General features: G+C 47.5%; 21 protein-coding genes. 1 reads left to right on the top strand and 20 read right to left on the bottom strand.

The annotated features are described in order from the left end of the window. Positions 1-46 precede the first annotated feature (46 nt). The 11 genes from GKG43_RS08450 to rsmH all read right to left on the bottom strand — a co-directional run bounded on the left by GKG43_RS08450 (position 47) and on the right by rsmH (position 9,723). A complete protein-coding gene (locus tag GKG43_RS08450) occupies positions 47-664 on the bottom strand; it encodes a hypothetical protein (RefSeq protein ID WP_050642259.1) in 618 nt (205 codons plus the stop codon). Next, the gene (locus GKG43_RS08445) at positions 621-1,820 is read right to left on the bottom strand and encodes a hypothetical protein (protein ID WP_330377722.1); all 1,200 of its coding nucleotides are present in this window, start codon (positions 1,818-1,820) and stop codon (positions 621-623) included. Before GKG43_RS08445 ends, GKG43_RS08450 begins: the two co-directional genes overlap by 44 nt. A gap of 38 nt (positions 1,821-1,858) precedes the next feature. Next, complete coding sequence (locus GKG43_RS08440) at positions 1,859-2,737, bottom strand: ABC transporter ATP-binding protein (protein WP_050642257.1); 879 nt, start codon at positions 2,735-2,737, stop codon at positions 1,859-1,861. Between the two features lie 194 nt (positions 2,738-2,931). Then, positions 2,932-4,176, bottom strand: a complete 1,245-nt coding sequence (locus GKG43_RS08435; protein ID WP_129878964.1) for a HAMP domain-containing sensor histidine kinase — start codon at positions 4,174-4,176, stop codon at positions 2,932-2,934. Next, positions 4,164-4,838 (bottom strand): response regulator transcription factor, encoded by a 675-nt coding sequence (locus GKG43_RS08430; RefSeq protein WP_050642255.1) that lies wholly within the window; start codon positions 4,836-4,838, stop codon positions 4,164-4,166. The genes GKG43_RS08435 and GKG43_RS08430 overlap by 13 nt, the downstream gene beginning before the upstream one ends. Positions 4,839-4,905: 67 nt before the next feature. Continuing rightward, positions 4,906-5,394, bottom strand: a complete 489-nt coding sequence (locus tag GKG43_RS08425) for an NAD(P)H-dependent oxidoreductase subunit E (protein WP_129878963.1) — start codon at positions 5,392-5,394, stop codon at positions 4,906-4,908. Between the two features lie 558 nt (positions 5,395-5,952). Next, positions 5,953-7,008, bottom strand: coding sequence for an endonuclease/exonuclease/phosphatase family protein (locus tag GKG43_RS08420; protein WP_050642253.1), 1,056 nt, complete (start codon positions 7,006-7,008; stop codon positions 5,953-5,955). Between the two features lie 50 nt (positions 7,009-7,058). Beyond that, positions 7,059-7,763 (bottom strand): biosynthetic peptidoglycan transglycosylase, encoded by a 705-nt coding sequence (locus tag GKG43_RS08415; RefSeq protein WP_050642252.1) that lies wholly within the window; start codon positions 7,761-7,763, stop codon positions 7,059-7,061. Positions 7,764-7,930: 167 nt separating this feature from the next. Further along, entirely contained in the window at positions 7,931-8,113 is a 183-nt protein-coding gene (locus GKG43_RS08410; protein WP_129878962.1) for a hypothetical protein, read from the bottom strand. Between the two features lie 13 nt (positions 8,114-8,126). Next, a complete protein-coding gene (gene rlmH, locus GKG43_RS08405; protein ID WP_050642779.1) occupies positions 8,127-8,606 on the bottom strand; it encodes a 23S rRNA (pseudouridine(1915)-N(3))-methyltransferase RlmH in 480 nt (159 codons plus the stop codon). Between the two features lie 67 nt (positions 8,607-8,673). Further along, positions 8,674-9,723 (bottom strand): 16S rRNA (cytosine(1402)-N(4))-methyltransferase RsmH, encoded by a 1,050-nt coding sequence (gene rsmH / locus GKG43_RS08400; RefSeq protein WP_129878961.1) that lies wholly within the window; start codon positions 9,721-9,723, stop codon positions 8,674-8,676. 252 nt (positions 9,724-9,975) lie between these two features. Here rsmH and GKG43_RS08395 point away from each other — a divergent pair, with 252 nt between their 5' ends. Next, the gene (locus tag GKG43_RS08395) at positions 9,976-10,536 is read left to right on the top strand and encodes a rubrerythrin family protein (RefSeq protein ID WP_347561992.1); all 561 of its coding nucleotides are present in this window, start codon (positions 9,976-9,978) and stop codon (positions 10,534-10,536) included. A 78-nt stretch (positions 10,537-10,614) separates the two neighbouring features. Here the strand turns inward: GKG43_RS08395 and GKG43_RS08390 are convergent, their stop codons facing one another. The 9 genes from GKG43_RS08390 to GKG43_RS08350 all read right to left on the bottom strand — a co-directional run bounded on the left by GKG43_RS08390 (position 10,615) and on the right by GKG43_RS08350 (position 22,182). Further along, positions 10,615-11,034, bottom strand: coding sequence for a C-GCAxxG-C-C family protein (locus tag GKG43_RS08390; protein ID WP_129878960.1), 420 nt, complete (start codon positions 11,032-11,034; stop codon positions 10,615-10,617). 30 nt (positions 11,035-11,064) lie between these two features. Further along, positions 11,065-12,450, bottom strand: coding sequence for an NADPH-dependent glutamate synthase (gltA, locus tag GKG43_RS08385; RefSeq protein ID WP_050642249.1), 1,386 nt, complete (start codon positions 12,448-12,450; stop codon positions 11,065-11,067). Further along, a complete protein-coding gene (locus GKG43_RS08380; RefSeq protein WP_050642248.1) occupies positions 12,450-13,340 on the bottom strand; it encodes a sulfide/dihydroorotate dehydrogenase-like FAD/NAD-binding protein in 891 nt (296 codons plus the stop codon). Before GKG43_RS08380 ends, gltA begins: the two co-directional genes overlap by 1 nt. A 211-nt stretch (positions 13,341-13,551) precedes the next feature. Next, the gene (locus GKG43_RS08375; protein WP_050642247.1) at positions 13,552-14,733 is read right to left on the bottom strand and encodes an iron-containing alcohol dehydrogenase; all 1,182 of its coding nucleotides are present in this window, start codon (positions 14,731-14,733) and stop codon (positions 13,552-13,554) included. Between the two features lie 168 nt (positions 14,734-14,901). Then, complete coding sequence (locus GKG43_RS08370) at positions 14,902-16,365, bottom strand: chitobiase/beta-hexosaminidase C-terminal domain-containing protein (RefSeq protein WP_050642246.1); 1,464 nt, start codon at positions 16,363-16,365, stop codon at positions 14,902-14,904. A gap of 11 nt (positions 16,366-16,376) precedes the next feature. Beyond that, positions 16,377-17,216 carry a bifunctional methylenetetrahydrofolate dehydrogenase/methenyltetrahydrofolate cyclohydrolase FolD gene (gene folD / locus GKG43_RS08365; RefSeq protein ID WP_129878959.1) on the bottom strand — a complete coding sequence of 280 codons (840 nt, stop codon included), beginning with the start codon at positions 17,214-17,216 and terminating at the stop codon, positions 16,377-16,379. Between the two features lie 11 nt (positions 17,217-17,227). Further along, positions 17,228-18,898 (bottom strand): formate--tetrahydrofolate ligase, encoded by a 1,671-nt coding sequence (locus GKG43_RS08360; protein WP_129878958.1) that lies wholly within the window; start codon positions 18,896-18,898, stop codon positions 17,228-17,230. A 16-nt stretch (positions 18,899-18,914) separates the two neighbouring features. Further along, entirely contained in the window at positions 18,915-21,350 is a 2,436-nt protein-coding gene (locus GKG43_RS08355; protein ID WP_129878957.1) for a DNA translocase FtsK, read from the bottom strand. A gap of 103 nt (positions 21,351-21,453) precedes the next feature. Further along, on the bottom strand, positions 21,454-22,182 hold the full coding sequence (locus GKG43_RS08350) for an ATP-dependent Clp protease proteolytic subunit (RefSeq protein ID WP_025657388.1): 729 nt from the start codon (positions 22,180-22,182) through the stop codon (positions 21,454-21,456). Between the last annotated feature and the right edge of the window lie 171 nt (positions 22,183-22,353).

Below are 22,353 nucleotides of genomic sequence, written 5' to 3'. Positions count from 1 at the left end.
ATGACGCGTGTCTCGCCGCAAGTACGCCAAGGCGTACTTGAATGAATCACTTTCGTCCCCTTATCAATATCCCCGCTGCAATGAGTATCAGACCGCCCGCTAACAGCCAGAATTTTTCCGCATAGCTGCCTTGGGACATGGAAAACGGGTAAAATACTTTCAAATATTTTGCACCGCTTCCAAATGCGACGATATAGTAAAAGACAGGAATCATATAACCTGCAATCAGATTGTCGAACAGAGCGAAGCCAAAGATCCCCAGCCCCCCTACAAACAGCATTTCGGCCAGGGTGCCTCCGTAGTATGGGAGTATATGGAGCTGACAGCTGTTGTATGAAAGCACCGCCATGTAAACGCCCAGCAGGATTGCGAGCAGAACGACTGCTTCCAGCACACGGATGCCGTATATCGCTGTAATTTTCGTATATTTTGAACGGATCAGGTCGCGGAGGTCCGGATTCTGCTCCGGCAGAAACACCGGCGTCAGCATAATGATGCCCAGCAGCGCCACGTAGCGTTCCAGTACTTTTGCAGCATCCTCATAGGGCAGATTCTCCACGCCCAGTACAAGCGGAGAAAAACAGAGCAGAAGGATGGCAATCATGGCATGAACGGGAATATTATGCCTTGTGTTTTCTTTTAAGATTTCCAAATATTTTGCCACGGATATCCAGCCTCCCTTTTCTTTTTTGTGTGTAAATAAAAATGGATATTGCTAACAGGAGAAGCGAAAATGCCGCGTAAAGCCCCCTGTTTGCCGCTAGCTGACCAAAGTTTTCATGAAAGCCCGAATAATTATAGACCGTATTGTGCCTTGGTACGAGGCTCCATCCATATGCACCCCCGTGCATACTGTTCATGGATCCGAAGATTGTCAGGAACCACCAGGCTATCTGAACCAGGACCCCGAGTGCAGTATCCGTCAGTTCGGTCAGTACCAGCCCGACTCCTGCGGAAGCCATTACCGTTGGAAGAAGCCAGCCGAAGCTGTATTTAACAAATGCCAGAACATCCGTCTGAATCCCTGTACCGGATGCAGACTGTAAGCACTGAACCAGCGGGATACAGGATAGCAGGAGAACAGGAACCATGATCATAATCAGCATGGCAGCATACCGGCTTGTAATGATACAGGCAGAGGATGCCTTCCTGCTGGCAATCAGTTCCTGCATCTTTGAGCGTCTGTCACGCAGCCCGCGGGTCACTGCCAGAAAGACCGGCAGAATACCGAGCAGAATTCCCATATAGTCACAGAACAGTCTCGCATAACCACCCGTGAGATGGTCGTTTTCTATCAGGCTATTATAGTCTTCCAGAGCCTCCTCATATGACTTAGGCTGGGAGACGCTTGTCTCCAGGCTGTCCGGCGCATAGTAAGAGCCTCCGCCCAGAATATCGTCGACTTCCTGCATGAACGCTTTAAACCGTTCATACGTCAGGCCTTTTTTTACCTGTGTTGGGCTGCTGCCGTATATCACCTGGGCGCCGCCTTCTGCCTCCTGTATTGCATCCGCAATGTCGCCTTCCCCCGAAAGCCCTGTAGTCTCCTCCACAATCTCGCCAATCCGCTTCTGCTCCTCTTCGCTTGGAGTGACAGACTTATAAAATCCGATTGGATAGGTGGTATATGTTCCTGCCAGGTATTCCGAAACAAGCCGTCCAAGTACAGATTCCATGATATCCGTCTCATTTCCTCCATATGTCCATCCGTAATTTTCCTGTCCCGGCTCAGGCTTTTCATCTATCGTCATTCCTCCCAGCTGGGAAAAATAAAAGACCACAAGAATCACCACGATCAGCCAGTAGATCATACTTTTCATTGTCTGCCGGCATTCTTTTGCTAGTAAACTCAGGAACATCAGAGATCACCCCGCTCTCCGTGCATAAGATACATGTAGGCGTCTTCCACTCCCGCCTCACAGCACTCAGCATGTGCAAATGGTTTCTTTTCGGCAATAAAACGGACCATTACGTTATTCCCAAGCGTCAGCATGCTGGTGACAACATAGCGTTCCTTCAGCCGAGGAAGCTCGGATTTGCTGATCTGGGCCGTGTAGACTCTTCCGTCCGCCATATCAATCAGATCAGAGACCGTCCCCTGATACAGGATCTCACCCTCATTTAATACCGCAATCTGTTCGCACGTAGCTTCGATATCTCCGACAATGTGTGTGGACAGTATAACGATTCTCTCCTGGGCAATTTCGCTCAGCAGATTGCGGAACCGGACTCTCTCCTCGGGATCCAGGCCTGCAGTAGGCTCATCTACGATCAGCACCTTCGGATTGTGGAGAATAGCCTGTGCGATCCCCAGCCGGCGCTTCATTCCGCCGGACAATGCCTTTACCTTTTTCTTTTGATCCTCCAGGAGATTCACCTGGGACAGAAGCTTTGGTATCAATTCTCTGCGTTTCCGGCTTCCAAGCCCGGACAGTACGCCCAGATAATCCATTGCCTCGTAAACGGTCATATTCGGGTACATGGAAAATTCCTGGGGCAGATATCCTGTGATCCTGCGCACTCTTGCCGCATCCTCCACCGGAATGCCGCAGACAGAGACGCTTCCCTCTGTCTTAGGCAGGAGCGTTGCAAGTACTTTCATCAGTGTGGTCTTGCCTGCGCCGTTTCTGCCAAGCAGGCCGAACATCCCCTTGTGAATTGTAAGGTTCACATCTTTTAAGGCACATTTTCGTCCGTAATATTGATTTAAATGTTCAATTTTAATTTCTGCAGACATTTTTCTCATCCTCTCTTATTGTCATTCTCTGCTCCCGGGGGGCACGGATTACGGGGTGCCCTTTGGGTATACATTGTACTGCAGCAAAGCTGCAGACCCGCCCGCAGGGCACGGATTACGGGGTGCACTTTGGGTATGCATATATATTAGCCCGAAAATGTCTACACTTTCTCTACAAAAACTTAAGAATCTCTTCATTCATTCTTACAGGAAAATGAAGCCGTCACAACGGCGCCTTGATCGATACTGTTTGCAATACTCAGCGTTCCTTCATGTTTTGCACAGATATGGCTGCAGATATGGAGCCCAATGCCAAAATGTGGATCTTCCTCCCCGCCTGCGGCATCGGAAGCCCTGTGTTCTTTATAATAGGGATTCAATGCATTCTGCAGATCGCCCTGGGTGAAACCTGGGCCGTCGTCATGTACGGTAAGCACAAGAAGCTCCGTCTTATGCTCAAAATCCAGCCGAACCCGAATTCTGCTTTCCGCATAGCGGATTGCATTTGAAAGCAGATTCTCCAGTACCTCCAGGATCAGACCGGTGTCTGCAAAAAGCATGGCATCCTCACTTTTCTCAGCGGTTACCGCTAAAGTAATCTGTATATCTCCTATCTGGTTCAACGAAAAAATGACTTCGCGGATCTCATTTTCTATTCTGGATAAATCACTTTTTTCTCTGTGTACCGGAAGCTCATCAATGCTGCGGATACCTTTCATCGTCCGGCTGTACTGTTCCAGGCGGTTCAGGTGTGAAGACATCAGATGCAGCGTGTCCAGCATCTTTTCTTCGTTTACTTTGCCCTGCGGAATATAGCGGGCAAGAAAGTCGGAATATCCTTTCAGAACGGTTAAGGGCGTCCGCAGGTCGTGGGCGAAAGCCGCATTGAGCTGCTTCTGGTTTTCCACAAGTTCCCACATCATCTGCTTATTATGTATGAGTTCCTGCTTCATTTCATCAAAGGAGCGGCAGAGTTCCCCCATCTCGTCCCGGCTGTCATAAGTCAGGTCAAAATCCAGATTATTGTTCCTGACGGCCTCCGTCCCCTCCTGTAGAATCCGAAGGGGGGCCGAAAGCCTCCTTCTATAAAATATCCTGCATGCCAGTATGGAGCCCACAAGGGTATATAGAAACGGACACCAGGTACGAACAAAATCCAGCAGATTCACCAGACTGCTGTCACGGGACGATAAACTGGAAAGAGTCTGCGTCCAGAGTGGCCAGCCCGACAGATTCACACTGTATATCCATATATCCTCGCCGTTGTTATAGCTTTGCAGGATCCTGCTTTCCCACTGAAAACAGAAGATAATTGTGACATAAGAAAGAAACATAGCGGCTGCGGCTGCCACCAGTATATAAGCAGTTATAGCAGTGCAGAACCGTGTGTTCCTTATTCGCATTCTCGTATGTTCTATCTTTTCTTCTAACCAATCCATTTATAACCAACTCCCCATACAGTTTCAATATACTGATTATCGGTGACTGCTGACAGCTTCGAGCGGATACGGCGTATATGTTCCGTTACAATACTGCTGTCCCCTTCCCCGTCATAGCCGCGGACTCTGTCGTAAACCTGTTCTCTTGTGAATACCTGGCCAACGTGCATGGACAACAGTTCCACAATATTAAACTCTGTCTTCGTCAGATTGAGCGCCTTCCCGTCATAATATACACAGCGTTCTGTATAATGTATGGCAAGGCCTCCCTGCATCTTAACCGCCTGTACTTTTGTCCTGCGTTCTTCTCTGCGCAGATGTGCCTCGACCCTGGCCCCCAGTTCGTCAATACTGAAAGGCTTCAATATGTAATCATCCCCGCCCAGCATAAGCCCTCTGATCCGATCCTGTTCTTCTACCTTAGCCGTCAGAAACAAGATGGGGCAGGATACATGGTCGCGGATCATCCTGCAGACCTCAAACCCGTCAAGCCCGGGCATATTCACATCCAGCAGAATCAAATCCGGTCTGCGTGAGGACTGCTCCAGCGCCTCCACACCATTGAAGGCACTGGCGACCTCATACCCCTGAATCTCAAAATAATCTTTTAACAGCTGCACAATCCCCGGTTCATCGTCCGCAACTAAAATTTTTTTACTCATAATCTTTAATCCTCTCCATTACAAGATAATAACATTTTATTATACCGGATAAATCTCTACAAAAACCCTATAATCCCAGATGAAATTTATTTTTCAATATTCCCGTCAGCATCTCCTCATCCACCCCCGTATACAATTTCCCATCAATCAGCAGATTAGGAGCCGTTCCGCAGTGTTTCAGACAGCTCTGCGTGCGAACCCGCACTTTCCCATCCCTGGAAATCCCATTCCGCCGCACCTTCAAAACTTTCTGCAGAAACGAAAGAATATCCCGTCCCCCCTGATCCGCACAGGCCTTCCCCATACAGACAACAATATCATGCAGAAAAGCCGCCTCCTTCAAAGTAGGATACATCCGAACCAAAGCCCTTATAAAGGAAGGCTTCACCCCAGTCACCGCAGCCGCCCGCTCAATAACCCCAGCCGTAATACACCCATAAACATCCTGCAGCTCCCGCAGCAAAGCCACAATCAACTCCTGCTCCCCTCGATTATCCATACCCCCATAATAAGCCAAAATCTCCTCACTCTTCCGTTCCCGTTCCAATTCATCCATATATTCACACCCCAAATCCCAATTTATACATCAGTATACCCCATTCCCATAAATTTTAATTACCAAGAGAACAAATGAATTCCTAAAGATAAAATTCCCGTCGGTATCTCAAAAAACCATCCACCAAAACACAATCCTAACATTCCTATCAGTTAATTGCCTCACCAAAATCCGCGAAGCCATTCCCAATCCGCCTCTCCCTCCACTGTTCCCCACAAAGGGAAAAATCCTGCCGCCCTGATGCGCCAGCGCCGAAGATGGACAGACGGTACGGTGTGCAGGGAGTGGGCGGCGGTTTGCATTTGCTAGAGTGCATTTACGAATTCTTGAAGAAGTCAGGCGGAAAACAGGGGGAAATCCGTGATTCCGAATCACGGATTTGGATGACCCAGCGTGAAAAATTATCAAAATTTTTCACACTGTGTCATCTGTACCCCTGTTTTCCGCCTGACTTCTTCTTAGAATTCGTTAATAAACGGGTGCAATAGCAAACCGCCGCCCACTTCCTGCACACCGTACCGTCTGTCCATCTTCGGCGCGTCCCCATACCCGCCACATTTATTTCATTTCAAAACACCCTCTAACCGGCTGATGATCCGTGTATTCGAATTGTGTATCTATATTTTCCACCTGTTCCACATTTATATTATTCGATACGATAAACCCATCCAGCACATACACCTGTGATTCTTCATAATTCCCGCTGTATGGCCCATTCAGAAGCCTGCAGGTCGGCGCATTATCGGACACTGCGTAGGAAAATCCATCAGGTATCTCTTCCTTCCCCACAATCCCGGGTACCCAGCTATCTTTATTATGGATAGGATATGTATCCATGCCCTCGAAGGTCTGGTTAAAATCACCTCCGGCAATGACATAATTTCCTTTTTCATATTCCGACTTTAACTTTTCAGCGAGAATTTTGCTCTGTGCTCTCTTTCCTTCCCCGCTGTCATAGGCTTCTAAGTGGAAGTTAATCAGCACGAGCTCTTTATCCGTATTTTTGAGCGGAATCCTGGATTCCAGCATACAGCGTTTCAGATTGCAGGTCTTGACAGGCCATGAAAACGACTCCGGAAGTGCGATGCGCGAGGAATCGCTTACATGCAGGCCAGTCATAGTGACAAGCCCGCTCGTAACTTTTCCGATTGGAGGCAGCGGGTAGGGAACGTAATCAACCTTAAAATTGCATGCAAACATTCCGGGCAGTCCCAGTTCCTGCTCGTAGTAATCCTGTTCATCAATATGATAGGAGCGCTTGGAATCCCGGTCCACTTCCTGGAGAAAATAAATATCCGCATCCTGCTCTTTCAAAATGGATGCGATTCCGCTCAGGTTGTTTTCCACAAGTTCTTTGCTATCCGGCTGCACCTTGCTGCCCCCGTCCATAAAGAAATCCTCATCTTTACTCAGCCCGGCATACCCGGTATTATAGGTCAGAACTGTAAACCTCTCTCCAGTCGACAACTCAGCGGTTCCGTCTCCCGGTTCTACAGTCTCCACGGCATCAGGCCGGTATTCACGGATCGTATAGTACCCCAGGATTGCAGCTGCTACAATAATGAATGCCAGCAGAATGATACTAACTGCTTTTAATGCTTTTTTCTTTTTCATACACTCTGGTCTCCTTACCACCAAAAAGGATTTTATATTGTCTGCTGCTCTTAGCTGCCTGCTGCAGCAGACACGATTGCGTCCGCCTCTTCGCGGGTCAGATATTTTTCTTCAACCATGGAATCCAGCACCTTTTTCTGGCGCAGTCGGGCAAGTTCCGGGTTTACCGTAGGTGCATAGGCGGAAGGGGCATTTGGAATCCCAGCCAGCAAGGTGCACTCATAATCATTCATATCCTGCGGCGCTTTACCAAAATATCCCATGCTTGCATCCGCAACGCAGTAATAACCGTCTCCAAAATAAATGCTGTTTACATAAAGTTCCAATATCTCGTCTTTACTGAATTTTCGTTCCAATGCAATTGCCATGAAGCCCTCCGCCACTTTCCTGATCAGGCTTCTCTCCTGGGTGAAATACATATTTTTGGCAAGCTGCTGTGTGATCGTGCTGCCGCCTTCAATCAGTTGACGGGCATGGATGTTATTCTTGATGGCCCGGCCAATCGCAATGGCGTCAATCCCCGGATGTTTATAAAAACGTTTATCTTCTACGGCCACAACCGCGTTCAAATAGATATCCGGCAGTTCTTTCAGCGGTGTGTACGATGGTGATGCTTTGATTTCTTCCGCTTTCTGGTCTATGCTCATATTCTCTAAAGCATCTTCGTATTTTACATAACCCTTATATCCAAAATATCCACCCACACACAGAAGACACAGGAGAATCAATGCCAGCAGCCGTCTGATAAATTTCATATTTGACCTCTCTTTCGTACGCTTATCTGTATCTATTGAAATCATATCAGAGGAAGATAATATTAACCTAATAATACTCTTAAATTTTTCTTAAAATCCTAACCCCCCTTATTACGCGGCTTGCCCTCCATATGGTTAAGGAATCTTTTGTAACACTACTATGCATACTAATTACTTTCTAACACCGCAAGTAATTCTTCGGCGCTATAAAAGGCATCACTTTCATATCCCTCTGTTGCTTTCGTTTTATCATATATTTCATTTAGAGAACTGAGATAATCTTCCTTCGCCATCTCTGTGCCATTCCAAAAGTATTTGTAAACAAATTCCAGAGGAATTTTATATATCATAAAAAACCGCTTTTTATTTATGATATGGCTCCCCCTGAATAATACGGTAGCTGCGATAAACCTGTTCCAGCAGTATCACCCGCATTAGCTGATGCGGAAAGGTCATTTTAGAAAAGCTCAGGGCAAAATCAGATCGCGCCAATACAGAAGAACTTAAACCGATGGAACCTCCAATCACGAACATGATATGGCTGGTACCAGTAACGCCCAGTTTTTCAATCTTACCAGCCAGCTCTTCTGAAGTGATCTGCTTTCCCTGGATCTCAAGAGTCATGACAAAGGCATCCTCTTTGATATGCTTTAGAAGCCGTTCCCCTTCCTTCTCACGGATGCTTTCTTCGACCGCCGCGCTTGCCTGGTCCGGTGTTTTTTCATCGGCAACCTCTATGATATTCAATTTGCAGTATTTACTCAGTCGCTTACTGTATTCCGCGATTGCATCTTTCAGATATTTTTCTTTAATTTTACCTACTGTTAATACAGTGATTTTCATATCTTTTATTCCTTCAGTTTTTTGTATCGACATGCAGCTAATCTGCTCTAAGACTGCAGATACTCTGTCAGGCTTTTACTGCCCATCTCATTTTTGTAGACCGGGCCCTGCTGTTTCTGGCGCATTCTTCTGCCGAAGGCCGGATTACATCCTTGGAATAGCTGCTGTATATCCCTTCTTGAAACAGCTGCTTAAATGATTTCTTTACCAGCCTGTCTTCGCCTGAATGAAACGTCAATATGGCCGCTCTTCCGCCTGGTGCAAGGATATTGGGAAGTTTTTCTAAAAACTGGTAGAGCACTTCAAACTCGTTATTAATATCAATGCGCAGTGCCTGGAAGGTTCTCTGACAGGATTTTTTAACGGCCTCCTTTTTCTCAGCGGCAGGGAGGAAATTCAGTGCTTTATCAATTACGCTGCGCAGCTGTCCTGTCGTTTCGATTTTATTTCCCGATCTAAGCTCAGCTGTAACCGCTCTGGAGATCTCTCCTGCATAGGGTTCATCCGAATTCTCAAGCAACATGCCCTCAAGTTCTTCCTGCTCTATGGTACGCAACCTCTGCGCCGCTGTGATTCCCTTTTCGGGATTCATTCTTAAATCCAGAGGCCCGTTTGTTTTGTATGAGAAACCTCTGTCCGGATTGTCAATCTGCATAGAAGATACCCCGAGATCAGCCAGCACAAAATCAAACTGTCCGGCCTCTGCAGCCATCTGGTCTATGTCCGCAAAATTTAAAAGCTTCACAGTCAGAATCTCTGGCCCGTATCCCATACCTGCAAGGCGTTCTTTTGTTTTCACTGATTCGATAGGATCCACATCCAGGGCATAAATATGCCCCTCATGTTCCAGGCATTTCAGCATTTCCAGTGTATGTCCGCCATACCCCAATGTGGCATCCAGTCCCTTCTGGCCGGGCCGAATCTGCAGGAAATCAAGGATTTCATTTACACAGATCGAAATATGCATTCCGGCGGGCGTACTTCCTTTCTGTATGACCCTCTCAACAGTAGATGCATACTTTTCCGGGTGGAGTTCTTTGTATTTTTCTTTATAATTCCTGGGATGCGTTCCCTTATATCTGGGACGCCTTTTGTGTTGCTGTTCCTGGTTTTCCATTTTCTTTACCCTTTCGTCATAAGTGGTTTTCAGGGAAATTTCAGTTTGTATAATAACCACTTACTAAAAATCTGTGTATCTGTTCAGAAGCATGAACAAATATGTTCTTATTATATATCAGGAAAGATATGCCGGCAATCTTTTTTAATCGGAAACTCCCATGATGCTCGAGCTTCCTGGAAAAAACATATTTTCTTACCTTCATACATAGATTGTTCTGTCAGTACCTTCAAGTAAAGGAGTAAATATGATATGAATAACTGTGATAATGGGAGAAATAACGATGCCGTTAAACCGGATGCCTGTCAGAAAAAAGAACTTTTTGCAGCCGACGCCCCCTATCCACCGGTCTGTGTGGATGGTGTTAACCGTCTCTATGGAAGAATGATGCTGGATAATGTAGGCGGACAGAATTCAGAGATGACCGCTGTCAGCCTTTATCTCTACAACAACCTGCTGTTGCTGGAGGATGAACGGCTATCCTATGTCTTTCACAAAATCAGTATCGTGGAGATGCATCACCTCGAGACATTCGGACAATTGGCGAGAATGATGGGGGAGAATCCCAGACTCTGGACTTACAGGGGCAATCAGATGTTTTACTGGTCACCCGGCTTTAATAATTACCCCATGGATATCAAGTCTCTGCTTATAAACGCAGTCAACCATGAACGCCAGGCCGTTCAGAAATACCGCTCTCAGTGTGCTAAGATCCAGGATGAGAATATTGTAAGATGCCTGGAGAGGATCATCATGGATGAGGAACTTCATATCCAGATTTATGAGTCACTGTACGACGAATACTGCGGATAGCCGGTTAGGCTGCTTTTATGTAAAAAAAGAGACTGCTTTAGGCAGTCTCTTTTCAGCATCTTCCAGTGCGGCTTCTATTTATTCTTTCACAGGATTAGCAGCCAGATACGCTTCTGTCAATTCCACCGCATCTTCAATGCATTGATCACAGCTGCAAATAGGTCTGTCGGAACCGATCCCTTTTAATTCACGGCAAATGATAGACTGGTTCTTCTCACGGAATTTTGCTGCGCACTCCTTTACTTTCTTATAGGTGTCCGCTTTTGTAGATTTCCCTTTTTCAAGGCTTCCTACACTGTTCTGCAGCCCCAGTACTATGGTCATGCCGGACACGGCTCCGCACACTTCCATCATACCCATGCCAAATCCGAATCCTTCTGAAATCCGAAACATCTCCTCTTCCGATATGCCGAAATCCCGGCAGAATGTGCAGGCTACGGCCTGACAGCAATTATACCCTTTTTTATGATATCCCAGTGCGGTTTCTTTTCTGGTCATAGAAGTTCCTCCTGTGTAAAATCAGCTTCTTTATTTGTTCAGATATTCATCGATGCCTTTTGCACCTGCTTTTCCGGCGCCCATTGCGAGGATTACTGTGGCAGCGCCCGTTACGGCATCTCCGCCTGCATAAACCCCCTCTTTGGATGTCTGTCCGTTTTCTTCTTCCGCAACGATACATTTTCTTCTGTTCACTTCAAGGCCTTTTGTTGTAGAAGAAATCAACGGATTCGGAGAGGTACCGAGTGACATAACGACCGTATCCAGTTCGATCTCATACTCGGAACCTGGAATCTCTACAGGGCGTCTTCTTCCGGATGCATCCGGTTCGCCCAGCTCCATCTTGATAACCTTCATTCCTTTTACGTATCCGTTATCGTCCACAAGGATTTCCTTTGGATTGGTAAGAAGGTCGAAAATAACCCCCTCTTCTTTCGCATGATGAACCTCTTCTACTCTGGCCGGAAGCTCTGCTTCGCTTCGTCTGTAAACGATATGTACCTCGGCGCCAAGCCTTAATGCAGTTCTTGCCGCATCCATGGCAACATTACCGCCGCCGACTACTGCCACCTTTTTGCCTGCAACAATCGGAGTATCGTAATTGTCATCAAATGCCTTCATCAGGTTGCTTCTTGTCAGATATTCATTGGCTGAGAAGACCCCGTTCGCATTCTCTCCCGGAATTCCCATGAACATTGGAAGTCCCGCGCCTGAACCGATAAATACGGCCTCAAAGCCTTCTTCTTCCACAAGCTGGTCTATGGTTGTGGATTTACCGATTACAACATTAGGCTCAAATTTGACGCCTAACTCTTTTACTTTCTCGATCTCTTTCGCAACAACCTTTTGCTTTGGAAGACGGAATTCAGGAATTCCGTATACAAGTACGCCGCCGAGTTCATGCAGCGCTTCAAAAACAGTTACGTCATATCCCATCTTTGCCAGGTCTCCGGCACAGGTAAGCCCGGAAGGTCCAGAACCGATGACTGCCACTTTATGTCCGTTTTTCGTCTCAGGACACTCCGGTTTGATGTCATGTTCCAGCGCATAATCGGCTACAAATCTCTCAAGTTTACCGATCGAAACAGGCTCTCCCTTGATTCCGCGGATACATTTTCCTTCGCATTGTGATTCCTGAGGACATACACGTCCGCAGATAGCCGGAAGTGCGGAAGCTTTTCCGATTACTTTATAGGCTTCTTCTATATTGCCTTCTTTTACTTCTTTAATAAAACCAGGAATATCGATTGCTACCGGGCAGCCGTCGATACATTTGGCCACTTTACAGCCAAGGCATCTGTTTGCCTCCTCCATAGCCTCTTCCCGGTTATATCCAAGGCAGACTTCTTCAAAATTCGTTGCACGTACTTTCGGGTCCTGCTCTCTGACAGGCACTTTCTTTAATACATCAGCCATTAGTTGTCACCTCCGCAGTTTCCGCATCCACCATGATGAGTATCTCCCTCTTGAACTTTCAGCATCGCACGGCCTTCTTCTGTCTTATACATCTGGCTTCTCTTCATTGCCTGGTCGAAGTCTACAAGATGTCCGTCGAATTCCGGGCCGTCAACGCAGGCAAACTTGATCTCATCGCCTACCTGAAGGCGGCATGCGCCGCACATTCCGGTTCCGTCTACCATAATCGGGTTCATACTGACAATTGTCGGCAAATCCAGTTTCTTAGTAAGCAGACATACGAACTTCATCATGATCATCGGTCCGATTGCCACGCATACATCGTACTGTTTTCCCTCGTTCTGCACCAGGTCTTCGATAACGGCCGTAACCATGCCGGAACGTCCGTAAGAACCGTCGTCCGTTGTAACATAGAGATTGCCTGCTACAGACGCAAGCTCTTTTTCAAGAATCAGCATGTCCTTCGTCTTGGAACCTACAATAACATCGGCTTCAATGCCGCGCTCATGCAGCCACTTTACCTGTGGGTAAACCGGCGCCGCGCCGACACCTCCAGCTACAAATAAAATCTTTTTATTCTTCAGTGCTTCGATATCTTCATGAATAAACTCAGACGGGCATCCGAGCGGTCCGACAAAGTCCCGGAAACTGTCTCCCTCTTTTAAGTACGCCATCTTCGTTGTGGACGCACCCACTTCCTGGAAAACAATGGTAATCGTTCCTGCCTCTCTGTCATAGTCGCAGATTGTAAGCGGAATTCTCTCACCTTTATCATCCATCTTAACAATCACAAACTGTCCTGGCTGGCAGTGGCTGGCAACACGCGGTGCATGTACATCCATAAGATAAATCTTATCAGCCAGTTTTTCTGCTTTTAATATCTTGTACATCTTATTCCTCCTTGTAAAAAATCACCCTTTCCTTATAATACGCTATAAATAAAGGATTGGCAAGTATTCTTTCAAAAAACAGAGCATGTTCTGTTTTTGGCTGCTGTTCACACCCTGCGGTTATGCACAGTAACCGTTTTCCTTATCATAAAAATGGGGCAGACACACACTCGTGCCTGCCTCCATCCATATGTACCAGGGAACCATTCAATTAAAAATCAACTTCTGTTCCATAGTAAATGCAGTTAAATAATCTTTCCATCTCTGCAGGAGTAATGCTTCTCGGATTAGAACCTGTGCAGGCATCACCTACGGCCAGTTCGGAAATATGTGCAATTTTTTCTTTGAATTCCTCTTCATTAATACCGAATTCTTTCAGGGTCTTTGGAATGCTCAGCTGAACATTGAAGTCGTCAATCTTTTCACAAAGACTGTTGATCAGAGCCTTTTCGGAAGTTCCCTGAAGTCCTGTTCTGCGTGCGATTTCGGCATAACGTTTTGCGGCAACAGGATCTTTTGCATTGTACTTAATTACATATGGAAGGTACATTGCATTTGCGCATCCGTGTGTAATATGCCCTGTTGAAAAAGCAGCGCCTGTTTTATGAGCCATTGAGTGTACGATACCAAGCAATGCATTTGAAAATGCCATTCCTGCCAGGCACTGTGCCGTATGCATCTGCTCCCTTGCTTCCATGTTGCCTCTGTAGGAAGCCGGCAGGTAATCAAATACCATCTCAATTGCCTGAATTGCCAGTGGATCTGTAAATGCACAGTTTAGAGTAGAAACATATGCTTCGATTGCATGGGTAAGTGCATCCATCCCTGTATATGCAACCTGTTTTGCAGGAAGTCCCTCTACCAGTTCGGAATCCACGATTGCAACATCCGGTGTGATATTGAAGTCAGCCAGCGGATATTTAACGCCTGTCTGATAATTTGTGATAACGGAGAAAGCCGTTACTTCCGTTGCAGTTCCTGATGTAGACGGAATTGCTGCAAACTTTGCTTTCTGTCTTAATTCAGGGAAGTTGAACGGAATGCATAAGTCTTCGAATGTCACCTCAGGGTATTCATAGAAAGCCCACATTGCCTTTGCTGCATCTATCGGGGAACCACCGCCCATCGCAACAATCCAGTCCGGCTCAAACGCGCGCATCGCCTCGGCGCCCTTCATAACCGTCTCAACGGATGGATCCGGCTCAACCCCTTCAAAAAGCTCTACTTCCATGCCTGCATCTTTCAGGTATCCGACTGCTCTGTCAAGGAAGCCCTGGCGTTTCATGGAACCGCCTCCCACGACGAGGATTGCCTTTTTCCCTTTCAGGTTTTTCAGTTCTTCCAGACAGCCTTTTCCGTGATAAATGTCTCTTGGTAATGTGAATCTGCTCATTTTATTGCATCTCCTTTATAAGTACGTTATTTTTTTAACATGCTAATTATAACACTGTTAAAGTTTTAACGCAACCCAAATACACGTAAAATCATGTTAAAAAATGCACAAAAATAACGCTGCAATTATGTCAAAAATATACACAATTGCAGCGGTGTTATTCTTTGCTTATTCAGGCAGTTCCAATACATAATTTCTCTTTGTGATCTGTGTGGTTTTGCCGCTTTTGCTGACAAGGACCGCACAGAACATCGTCTGCCCTTCCGGCATATCAATAGGGCCTTCATATTTGGCGGAAGCGGCGCTGGGATCCGTTCCGTCCATGGTATAATATGCAGTATACCCTTCCGGCACATTGATTGTTATCTGTGTTGCCGTATCATACTGGCCTGTGGACGGGGTCACGGCGGGTGCATCTTCTACCGGAATGTCCACGTTGTATACTCTCGAAGCTGTAAGGCTCGGAATCTTTTTCTTATTGACGGAGATTGCCTTTATCGTCGTCGTCCCCTCTTCCAGGAGAATCGGATCCTGATATTTCGTGCTGGAGGTATCCGGTTCGGAACCATCTGTAGTATAATAGATAGCTTCACCTGCGGAGCTTAAGGACACTTCCTGTACCTCCGGATAGGTGCCCTCTTCCAGGCTGAATTCCGGCTCTTCGGATACGTAGGACTTTACGCCAAGAAGAACGTTATCATCCTCGCAGCCATCCAGCAATTCCGATATTTTCAGCAGCTGCTTAGTCTCCACGTAAAAGTCTATGGCTGCCTGATACAGTTCCACATTGGAAGGCTGTGAGCTTATGGCAGTCATAAAGACCGCTTCCGCCCCTTCCAGGTCGTCCTGCTGGCTGTATACCTTAGAAAGGCCGGTATAGGCCTCTGCTCTCTTATCGTTTTTTGAGATCGCCTTATTAAAATAATTTTCCGCCTGCGTATAATCATTGGTCACTAGCGCCTGATTGCCTTTGCGGATCTGGCCGGTATAGGAGTTCTGATAAAAGACAAATCCAAGCACTCCCGCCAGAATCAGCAGGACAAGCACGATGATGAGCGCTCTCTGACGCCTTTTTTTCGCAAGTCTTTTTTTGCGGGCTATCTGCTGGCGCCGTCTTTCTTCCGCTTCATTTCTTTCCTGCCGCAGGGAGCCTGTGCTCTGGCGCATGGATCCGGTTGCCATTCTTCCCGTCTGCCGCATAGAACCAGTGTTTCTGCCTGTCTGGCGCATGGGACCGGTAGAGGACCGGCTGCCCTGGCGCACGGAACCTGTGGAAGTGCGGCCCGTCTGATATCTGGAATCGGCTCCAGGCTGACGCGAAGGACCCGATGCCGCTCTGCCGGGCTGACGCCCCTGTCTCGCTGCCGCATTTCTCCGGGCGCGTATCTCGTCCAGTTCTCCCTGGTTCAGTACTCTTGTCGAATTACTGTACTCCCTTGTTCCGTCACGGCGGTATCTTCGGATATCGTCTGTCCTAATCTGTCTTGTGGCGTCTTCGATAGAACCCTTCACTTCCTGAGCGAGGACATCTTCCAGAGGATTATAATCTGGTACAATCTGAACTTCCATATGGCATTCCGGGCAGTAAAGCATGTCGTCCGGAATCATGGCACCACAATGTGTACATCTCATCTTATTTCCTCCTAGCTGCGCGCAGTTTCCACACAGTTGTTCATCAGCATGGCAATTGTCATAGGACCTACCCCGCCCGGCACGGGCGTAATAGCAGACACTTTATCAGCCACATCCGTAAAATCCACATCTCCGCAAAGTTTGTTATTCTCATCCCGGTGCATCCCCACATCAATGACGACTGCACCCTCTTTTACATATTCTGAATTAATAAACTGCTTTTTCCCGATTGCAACGATCAGTATATCCGCACGCCGGGCAACTTCTTTCAGATTTTTCGTGCGGGAATGCGCTACGGTTACCGTCCCGTTTTCCCGAAGAAGCAGAGCCGCCATGGGCTTGCCTACAATATTGCTTCTTCCGATCACAACGCATTCTTTTCCTTCTATTCCGATACCGGAGCGCTTCAGAAGCTGGATAATGCCGGCTGGCGTACAGGATAAAAATCCTTTTTCCCCGATCCAGAGGCGTCCGACGCTTTGCGGATGGAAGCCGTCTACATCCTTATCCGGTGAGATTGTCCGGATAACCAGATCTTCATTAATGTGGGAAGGCAGAGGCAGCTGCACCAGAATTCCATTGACACCGCTGTCCGCATTCAATGTCTCCACGAGAGATACAAGTTCCGCCTCCGTCGTAGTCTCAGGCAGTTCAAACGCCCGGGATTCTATCCCGATATACGCGCAGGCCTTTTTCTTATTATTGACATACACAGAGGAGGCCGGATCATCCCCCACCTGTACGACCGCCAGGCAGATATTGCCCCCCATTTCCTTTATTTTCTGTACTTCTTCCTTTAATTCGTCCTTTATCTGAGCTGAAATCAGCTTTCCGTCAATTATCTGTGCCATTCCATCCTCCTTTAGAAGAGCCCGGTAATCTTACCATCTTCAGTAACATCTATATGATTAGCAGCGGGGACTTTAGGAAGCCCCGGCATCGTCATAACTGCGCCCGTCAGCGCGACTACAAATCCTGCGCCGGCACTGACATATACCTCCCGGATGTGGATATCGAAGTTCTCCGGCCGTCCGAGTTTTTTCGCGTCGTCAGACAACGAATATTGATTCTTGGCCATACAGACGGGGAAGGTTCCGAAGCCCATCGCCTCGATCTTAGCCAGCTGCTTCTCGGCCGCAGGTTCGTAGACTACACCGCGCGCTCCGTATATTTCTTTTGCTATGGTCTCTATTTTTTCCTTCAGTGACAGTTCGTCCGGATATAGCGGATGGTAATGGCTTTCCTTATTCTCCAGGGTCTCAAGTACCTTTTCCGCCAGCATGATACCGCCGGCTCCGCCCTTTTCCCACACTTCTGAAAGTGCAAATTCACAGCCGCGCTCCTCACAGAATGTGCGGATGTATTCATTTTCCGCCGCTGTATCTGTCACAAAAGAATTCAATGTTACAATAACAGGTATGTCATATTTCTGGATATTCTCTATATGTTTTTCCAGATTGACAATCCCTTTTGCAAGCGCTTCCAGGTTCTCTTCGCCCAAATCGCTTTTTGCAACTCCCCCATTATACTTCAAAGCGCGCACTGTTGCAACTAAAACTACGGCATCCGGTTTTAGTCCTGCCTTGCGGCATTTGATATCCAGGAACTTTTCTGCGCCCAGATCCGCACCGAATCCTGCCTCGGTAATCGTAATATCGCTGATCTTAAGCGCCATCTTGGTGGCACGGACACTGTTGCAGCCATGGGCAATGTTCGCGAAGGGCCCGCCGTGTATCAGCGCAGGTGTATGTTCCAGCGTCTGAATAATATTCGGTTTGACCGCATCCTTTAAAAGAGCGGTCATCGCTCCTGTGGCCTGCAGATCGTCTGCCGTAACCGGATCTCCATCAAAATTGTAGGCCACGATAATTCGGCCGAGTCTCCTTCTCAAATCCGCCAGATCATCTGCCAGACACAGTATGGCCATGATCTCTGAGGCTACGGTTATAACAAAATGGTCTTCCCTCACCATTCCGTCCATTTTACTGCCCAGCCCCACGACCGTATTGCGCAGCACCCTGTCGTTCATATCCAGGCAGCGTTTCCAGACCACCTGCCGGGGATCGATTCCCAGCGCGTTTCCCTGCTGGATATGATTGTCCAGCATTGCCGCCAGCAGATTGTTTGCAGAGGTGATTGCATGAAAATCACCTGTAAAATGAAGGTTCAGATCTTCCATCGGAACCACCTGGGCATATCCGCCTCCGGCTGCGCCGCCTTTGATTCCGAAGCAGGGGCCGAGAGACGGCTCCCGCAGGGCAATCAGCGCTTTTTTATTCAGCTTGGCCATTGCCTGGCCAAGACCTACTGTGGTGGTGGTTTTCCCTTCCCCCGCCGGGGTCGGATTGATTGCCGTTACAAGAACCAATTTCCCATCCTTGCGGTCCTTGACCTTATCCCACAGATCCTCGGAAAGTTTTGCTTTATATTTGCCGTAGAATTCAAGATCATCTTCTTCAATTCCAATGCTTGCCGCCACATCCCTTATGTGCAGCATCTCTGCCTCCTGCGCAATCTGAATATCTGTTTTCATTTGATTCCCTCCTGGATTATATATTATCTTTTATATACTGTTCAAATTCTTCTTCTGACATCAGGATCTTTCTGGGCTTAGTCCCTTCTTCTTCCCCGACAACACCTGCTTCAGCCAGCTGATCCATGATGCGCGCCGCTCTGTTAAAACCAATTTTGAACATACGCTGCAGCATGCCGATAGATGCTTTTTCCTTATCTATGATCAGTTTTCCTGCCTCCACGAAATATGTATCCCTGTCGCTTCCGCCTTCCGCAGCCCCGGGCATCATACCGCCGGCTGCAGGCGCTCCCGCATTCGCGTTCACATGCTCTTCCACTTCTTCGCTATAAGAAGCGTTGCCATTGTGTTCAATCAGATAATCAACGACTTTCTGCACTTCCTTGTCAGAAACAAACGACCCCTGCACTCTGACAGGCTTCGGAAAACCTGTCGGGTAAAATAACATATCACCTTTTCCTAGAAGCTTTTCCGCCCCGTTCATATCAATAATCGTTCGGGAGTCAACCCCTGATGATACAGAAAAAGCGATTCTGGATGGCATATTCGCCTTAATCAGCCCGGTAATTACATTGACAGAAGGCCGCTGGGTCGCCAGAATCAAATGCAGTCCGGCTGCTCTGGCCAGCTGTGCCAGACGGCAGATGGCTCCCTCTACTTCTCCGGGCGCTACCATCATCAGATCTGCCAGCTCGTCCACAATAATCACGATCTGCGGCATCTTCTTTGGCGCGTCTCCGTTCGTTTCCAAATGGCCGATCTTATCGTTAAATCCTTTCAGATCCCTTACATTGTATTCCGCAAAAAGCTTATAGCGCTTTTCCATCTCAGCGACGGCCCAGTTCAGTGCCCCGGCTGCTTTCTTAGGATCCGTAACCACTGGGATCAACAGATGCGGAATTCCGTTATATACACTGAGTTCCACCACTTTCGGGTCTACCATAATCAGCTTCACGTCTTCCGGGTCAGCCTTATAAATGATACTCATAATCAATGTGTTGATGCATACAGATTTACCGGATCCAGTGGCTCCGGCAACAAGGAGATGCGGCATCTTTGCAATATCCGCAACCACCACTTTCCCGGAAATGTCCTTGCCCACTGCAAAGGAGATACCGGACTTCTTGTTCTTAAATTCACTGGATTCCAACAGGTCTCTCAGCATAACCGCCGTATTTTCACTGTTGGGCACTTCGATGCCGACGGCTGCCTTACCGGGAATGGGAGCCTCAATTCTGAGATCGGTCACAGCCAGGTTCAGTTTAATATCGTCGGCCAGGCCCACGATTTTGCTGACTTTTACACCCTGCTCCGGTTGAATCTCATAACGGGTGACAGAGGGACCGCAGCTTGCATTGGTCACATGTACCTGTACGCCAAAATTCTGAAGCGTCTGCTCCAGCTTGAGTGCGGTGGCCCGCAGGTGGGCGTCTGAATCCCCGCTCGTTTTCTTCCCCCGGTTCAGCAGGGAAAGCGGCGGAATCCGGTAGATTGCCACAGGGTGTTCTTCCTGTGCCTTGATGGTCTCTTCTACATGTACTGCCTCGGCAGCCACCATCTGGGCACTCTCCTGTGTCTTACGCTTTTTGGCCGGTTCGGGTGTCTTAACCGGTGTGTCCGGTACGATCTCCTCCACGGATTCCGGCTCCGGACGGTTAATTACCAGCTCCTCAAACGGAGATGGCACAGGCGCTTCTCCGGCCCCCGTGTCCTCCGGTGTTAACTCCTGCAGATCAGGAGTCTTTCTGTGTATTGTTTTGTCTGACAGGGTGGTGGCAAAAGAAACTCCGGATACCTTACGATCCTGTCTTTTTTGCTTTTCAGTCTCTCTTTGCTGTTTCTGCTCCACCCGTCTCCGGGCAGCAGCCGCTTTTTTCGTTCTGGCGTCTTCATACGCCTTTTTACTGTGGTGCCCCAGCGGCGCAAGAAGCGATTTCTCCGTGATCAGGATCACACAGATTACCGCAAATATGATGATCACCACATAGGTGCCCACGACGCCGATCAGCGGACACAACAGCTTTACAATACAGCCGCCTATCAGACCGCCGGCATTCTTATGCTGACTGGCAAGCTTATAATAGGTCAATAATCCCGCTTCAGAATCGTAAGGATTCATGACCAATTCTAAAAATGCGGTCAACAAAAGCAGCAGCAGAACAATGGCTCCCACTTTTATGTACGCGTGTGCGTTGCCTTTATTTGATATGGAAAAGGCAACCACACCGAACAGGATAAATGGCAATAGATATGCCATAAATCCGAATAATCCGAACATGACTGACGAAACTGCCTCCCCCGCAATTCCCCCCAGGCCAAAATTACTAATCACAAGCAGGATACAAACCGCCAATACGGCAAGTATCAGAATCTCTTCTTTCAGGGCTGTATTTTCCTGCTTTTTCGTCCTCCGGCCTGTTGTTTTTCTTTTCTTTGTCGACTTTGCAGCCATTATACTTCCCCCTTGGTATTTACACATACTGTATTTAGTATACCATTATTTGAAAAGCATGTCATTATTAAATTTTTCTCACTCAAAAATATCAGGGATTAGATTATAAACCGGGAAGATCCAAACCTGTTTCTTCTCTGTTCCTGTCTTCAATCATGGAATGAAGTTTGGAAAGCGCCTGGCTGATGCCCCCGACCTCGTCGATCAGTCCTTCTTTCACTGCGTCTTCACCTTCCAGCAAGGTTCCCACATCTTTTACAAGCTGTGTGGAATCCAGCATTAATTTTTCCAGGCGTTCCTGGGTTATATTGGAATGGGATGCAATGAACTTTGTGATCCGGTCCTGTGTCTTTTCCATGTTGCGGTAACTCTGAATCACTCCAATAAACATGCCGGTAGATCTTACCGGGTGTACAATCATCGTACCGCTGGGTACAATAAAGGAATAGTCTGCGGAAACGGCGAGCGGTCCTCCGATAGAGTGGCTTCCGCCCAAAACAAGTGACACAGTGGGTTTACTGAGCGAAGCTATCATCTCTGCGATGGCAAGTCCCGCCTCCACATCGCCTCCCAGTGTATTCAAAAGAATCAGAATGCCTTCGATCTCATCATTGTCCTCTGCTTCTGCCAGACGCGGAATCAGATGCTCATATTTTGTGGCTTTTGTATTGCCGGAGACTGCCTCATGCCCTTCAATCTCGCCGATAATCGTCATCAGCTGGATATTATGCCTGCCGCTTTCCTTGCCAAGCCTGAGGGTACCGGTCTCTTTAATCTCTTCGTTCTCATCAGCCTGAGTTTTCCGAATCTGCTCTTCTTTATTATTATCCATTTTATTCCTGCCTTTCCTTCTCGTAACAATGCTTCATTTTTATATAGTATCTGAAAGAAAAACAGGAATTATACATTGATTTGCAGCTTGCAGCAAAACCGCTCCACAGGGGCATGTTTTGATTTGTAATCGGACAAATCAAAAATGGTATGGATGATTGTATACATCCAT

Source organism: Eubacterium sp. BIOML-A2, assembly GCF_009680135.1.
Classification (GTDB): domain Bacteria; phylum Bacillota; class Clostridia; order Lachnospirales; family Lachnospiraceae; genus Faecalicatena; species Faecalicatena contortus_B.
Note: the sequence above shows the minus strand (reverse complement) of the source record. Positions and strands in the feature narration are given on the sequence as shown.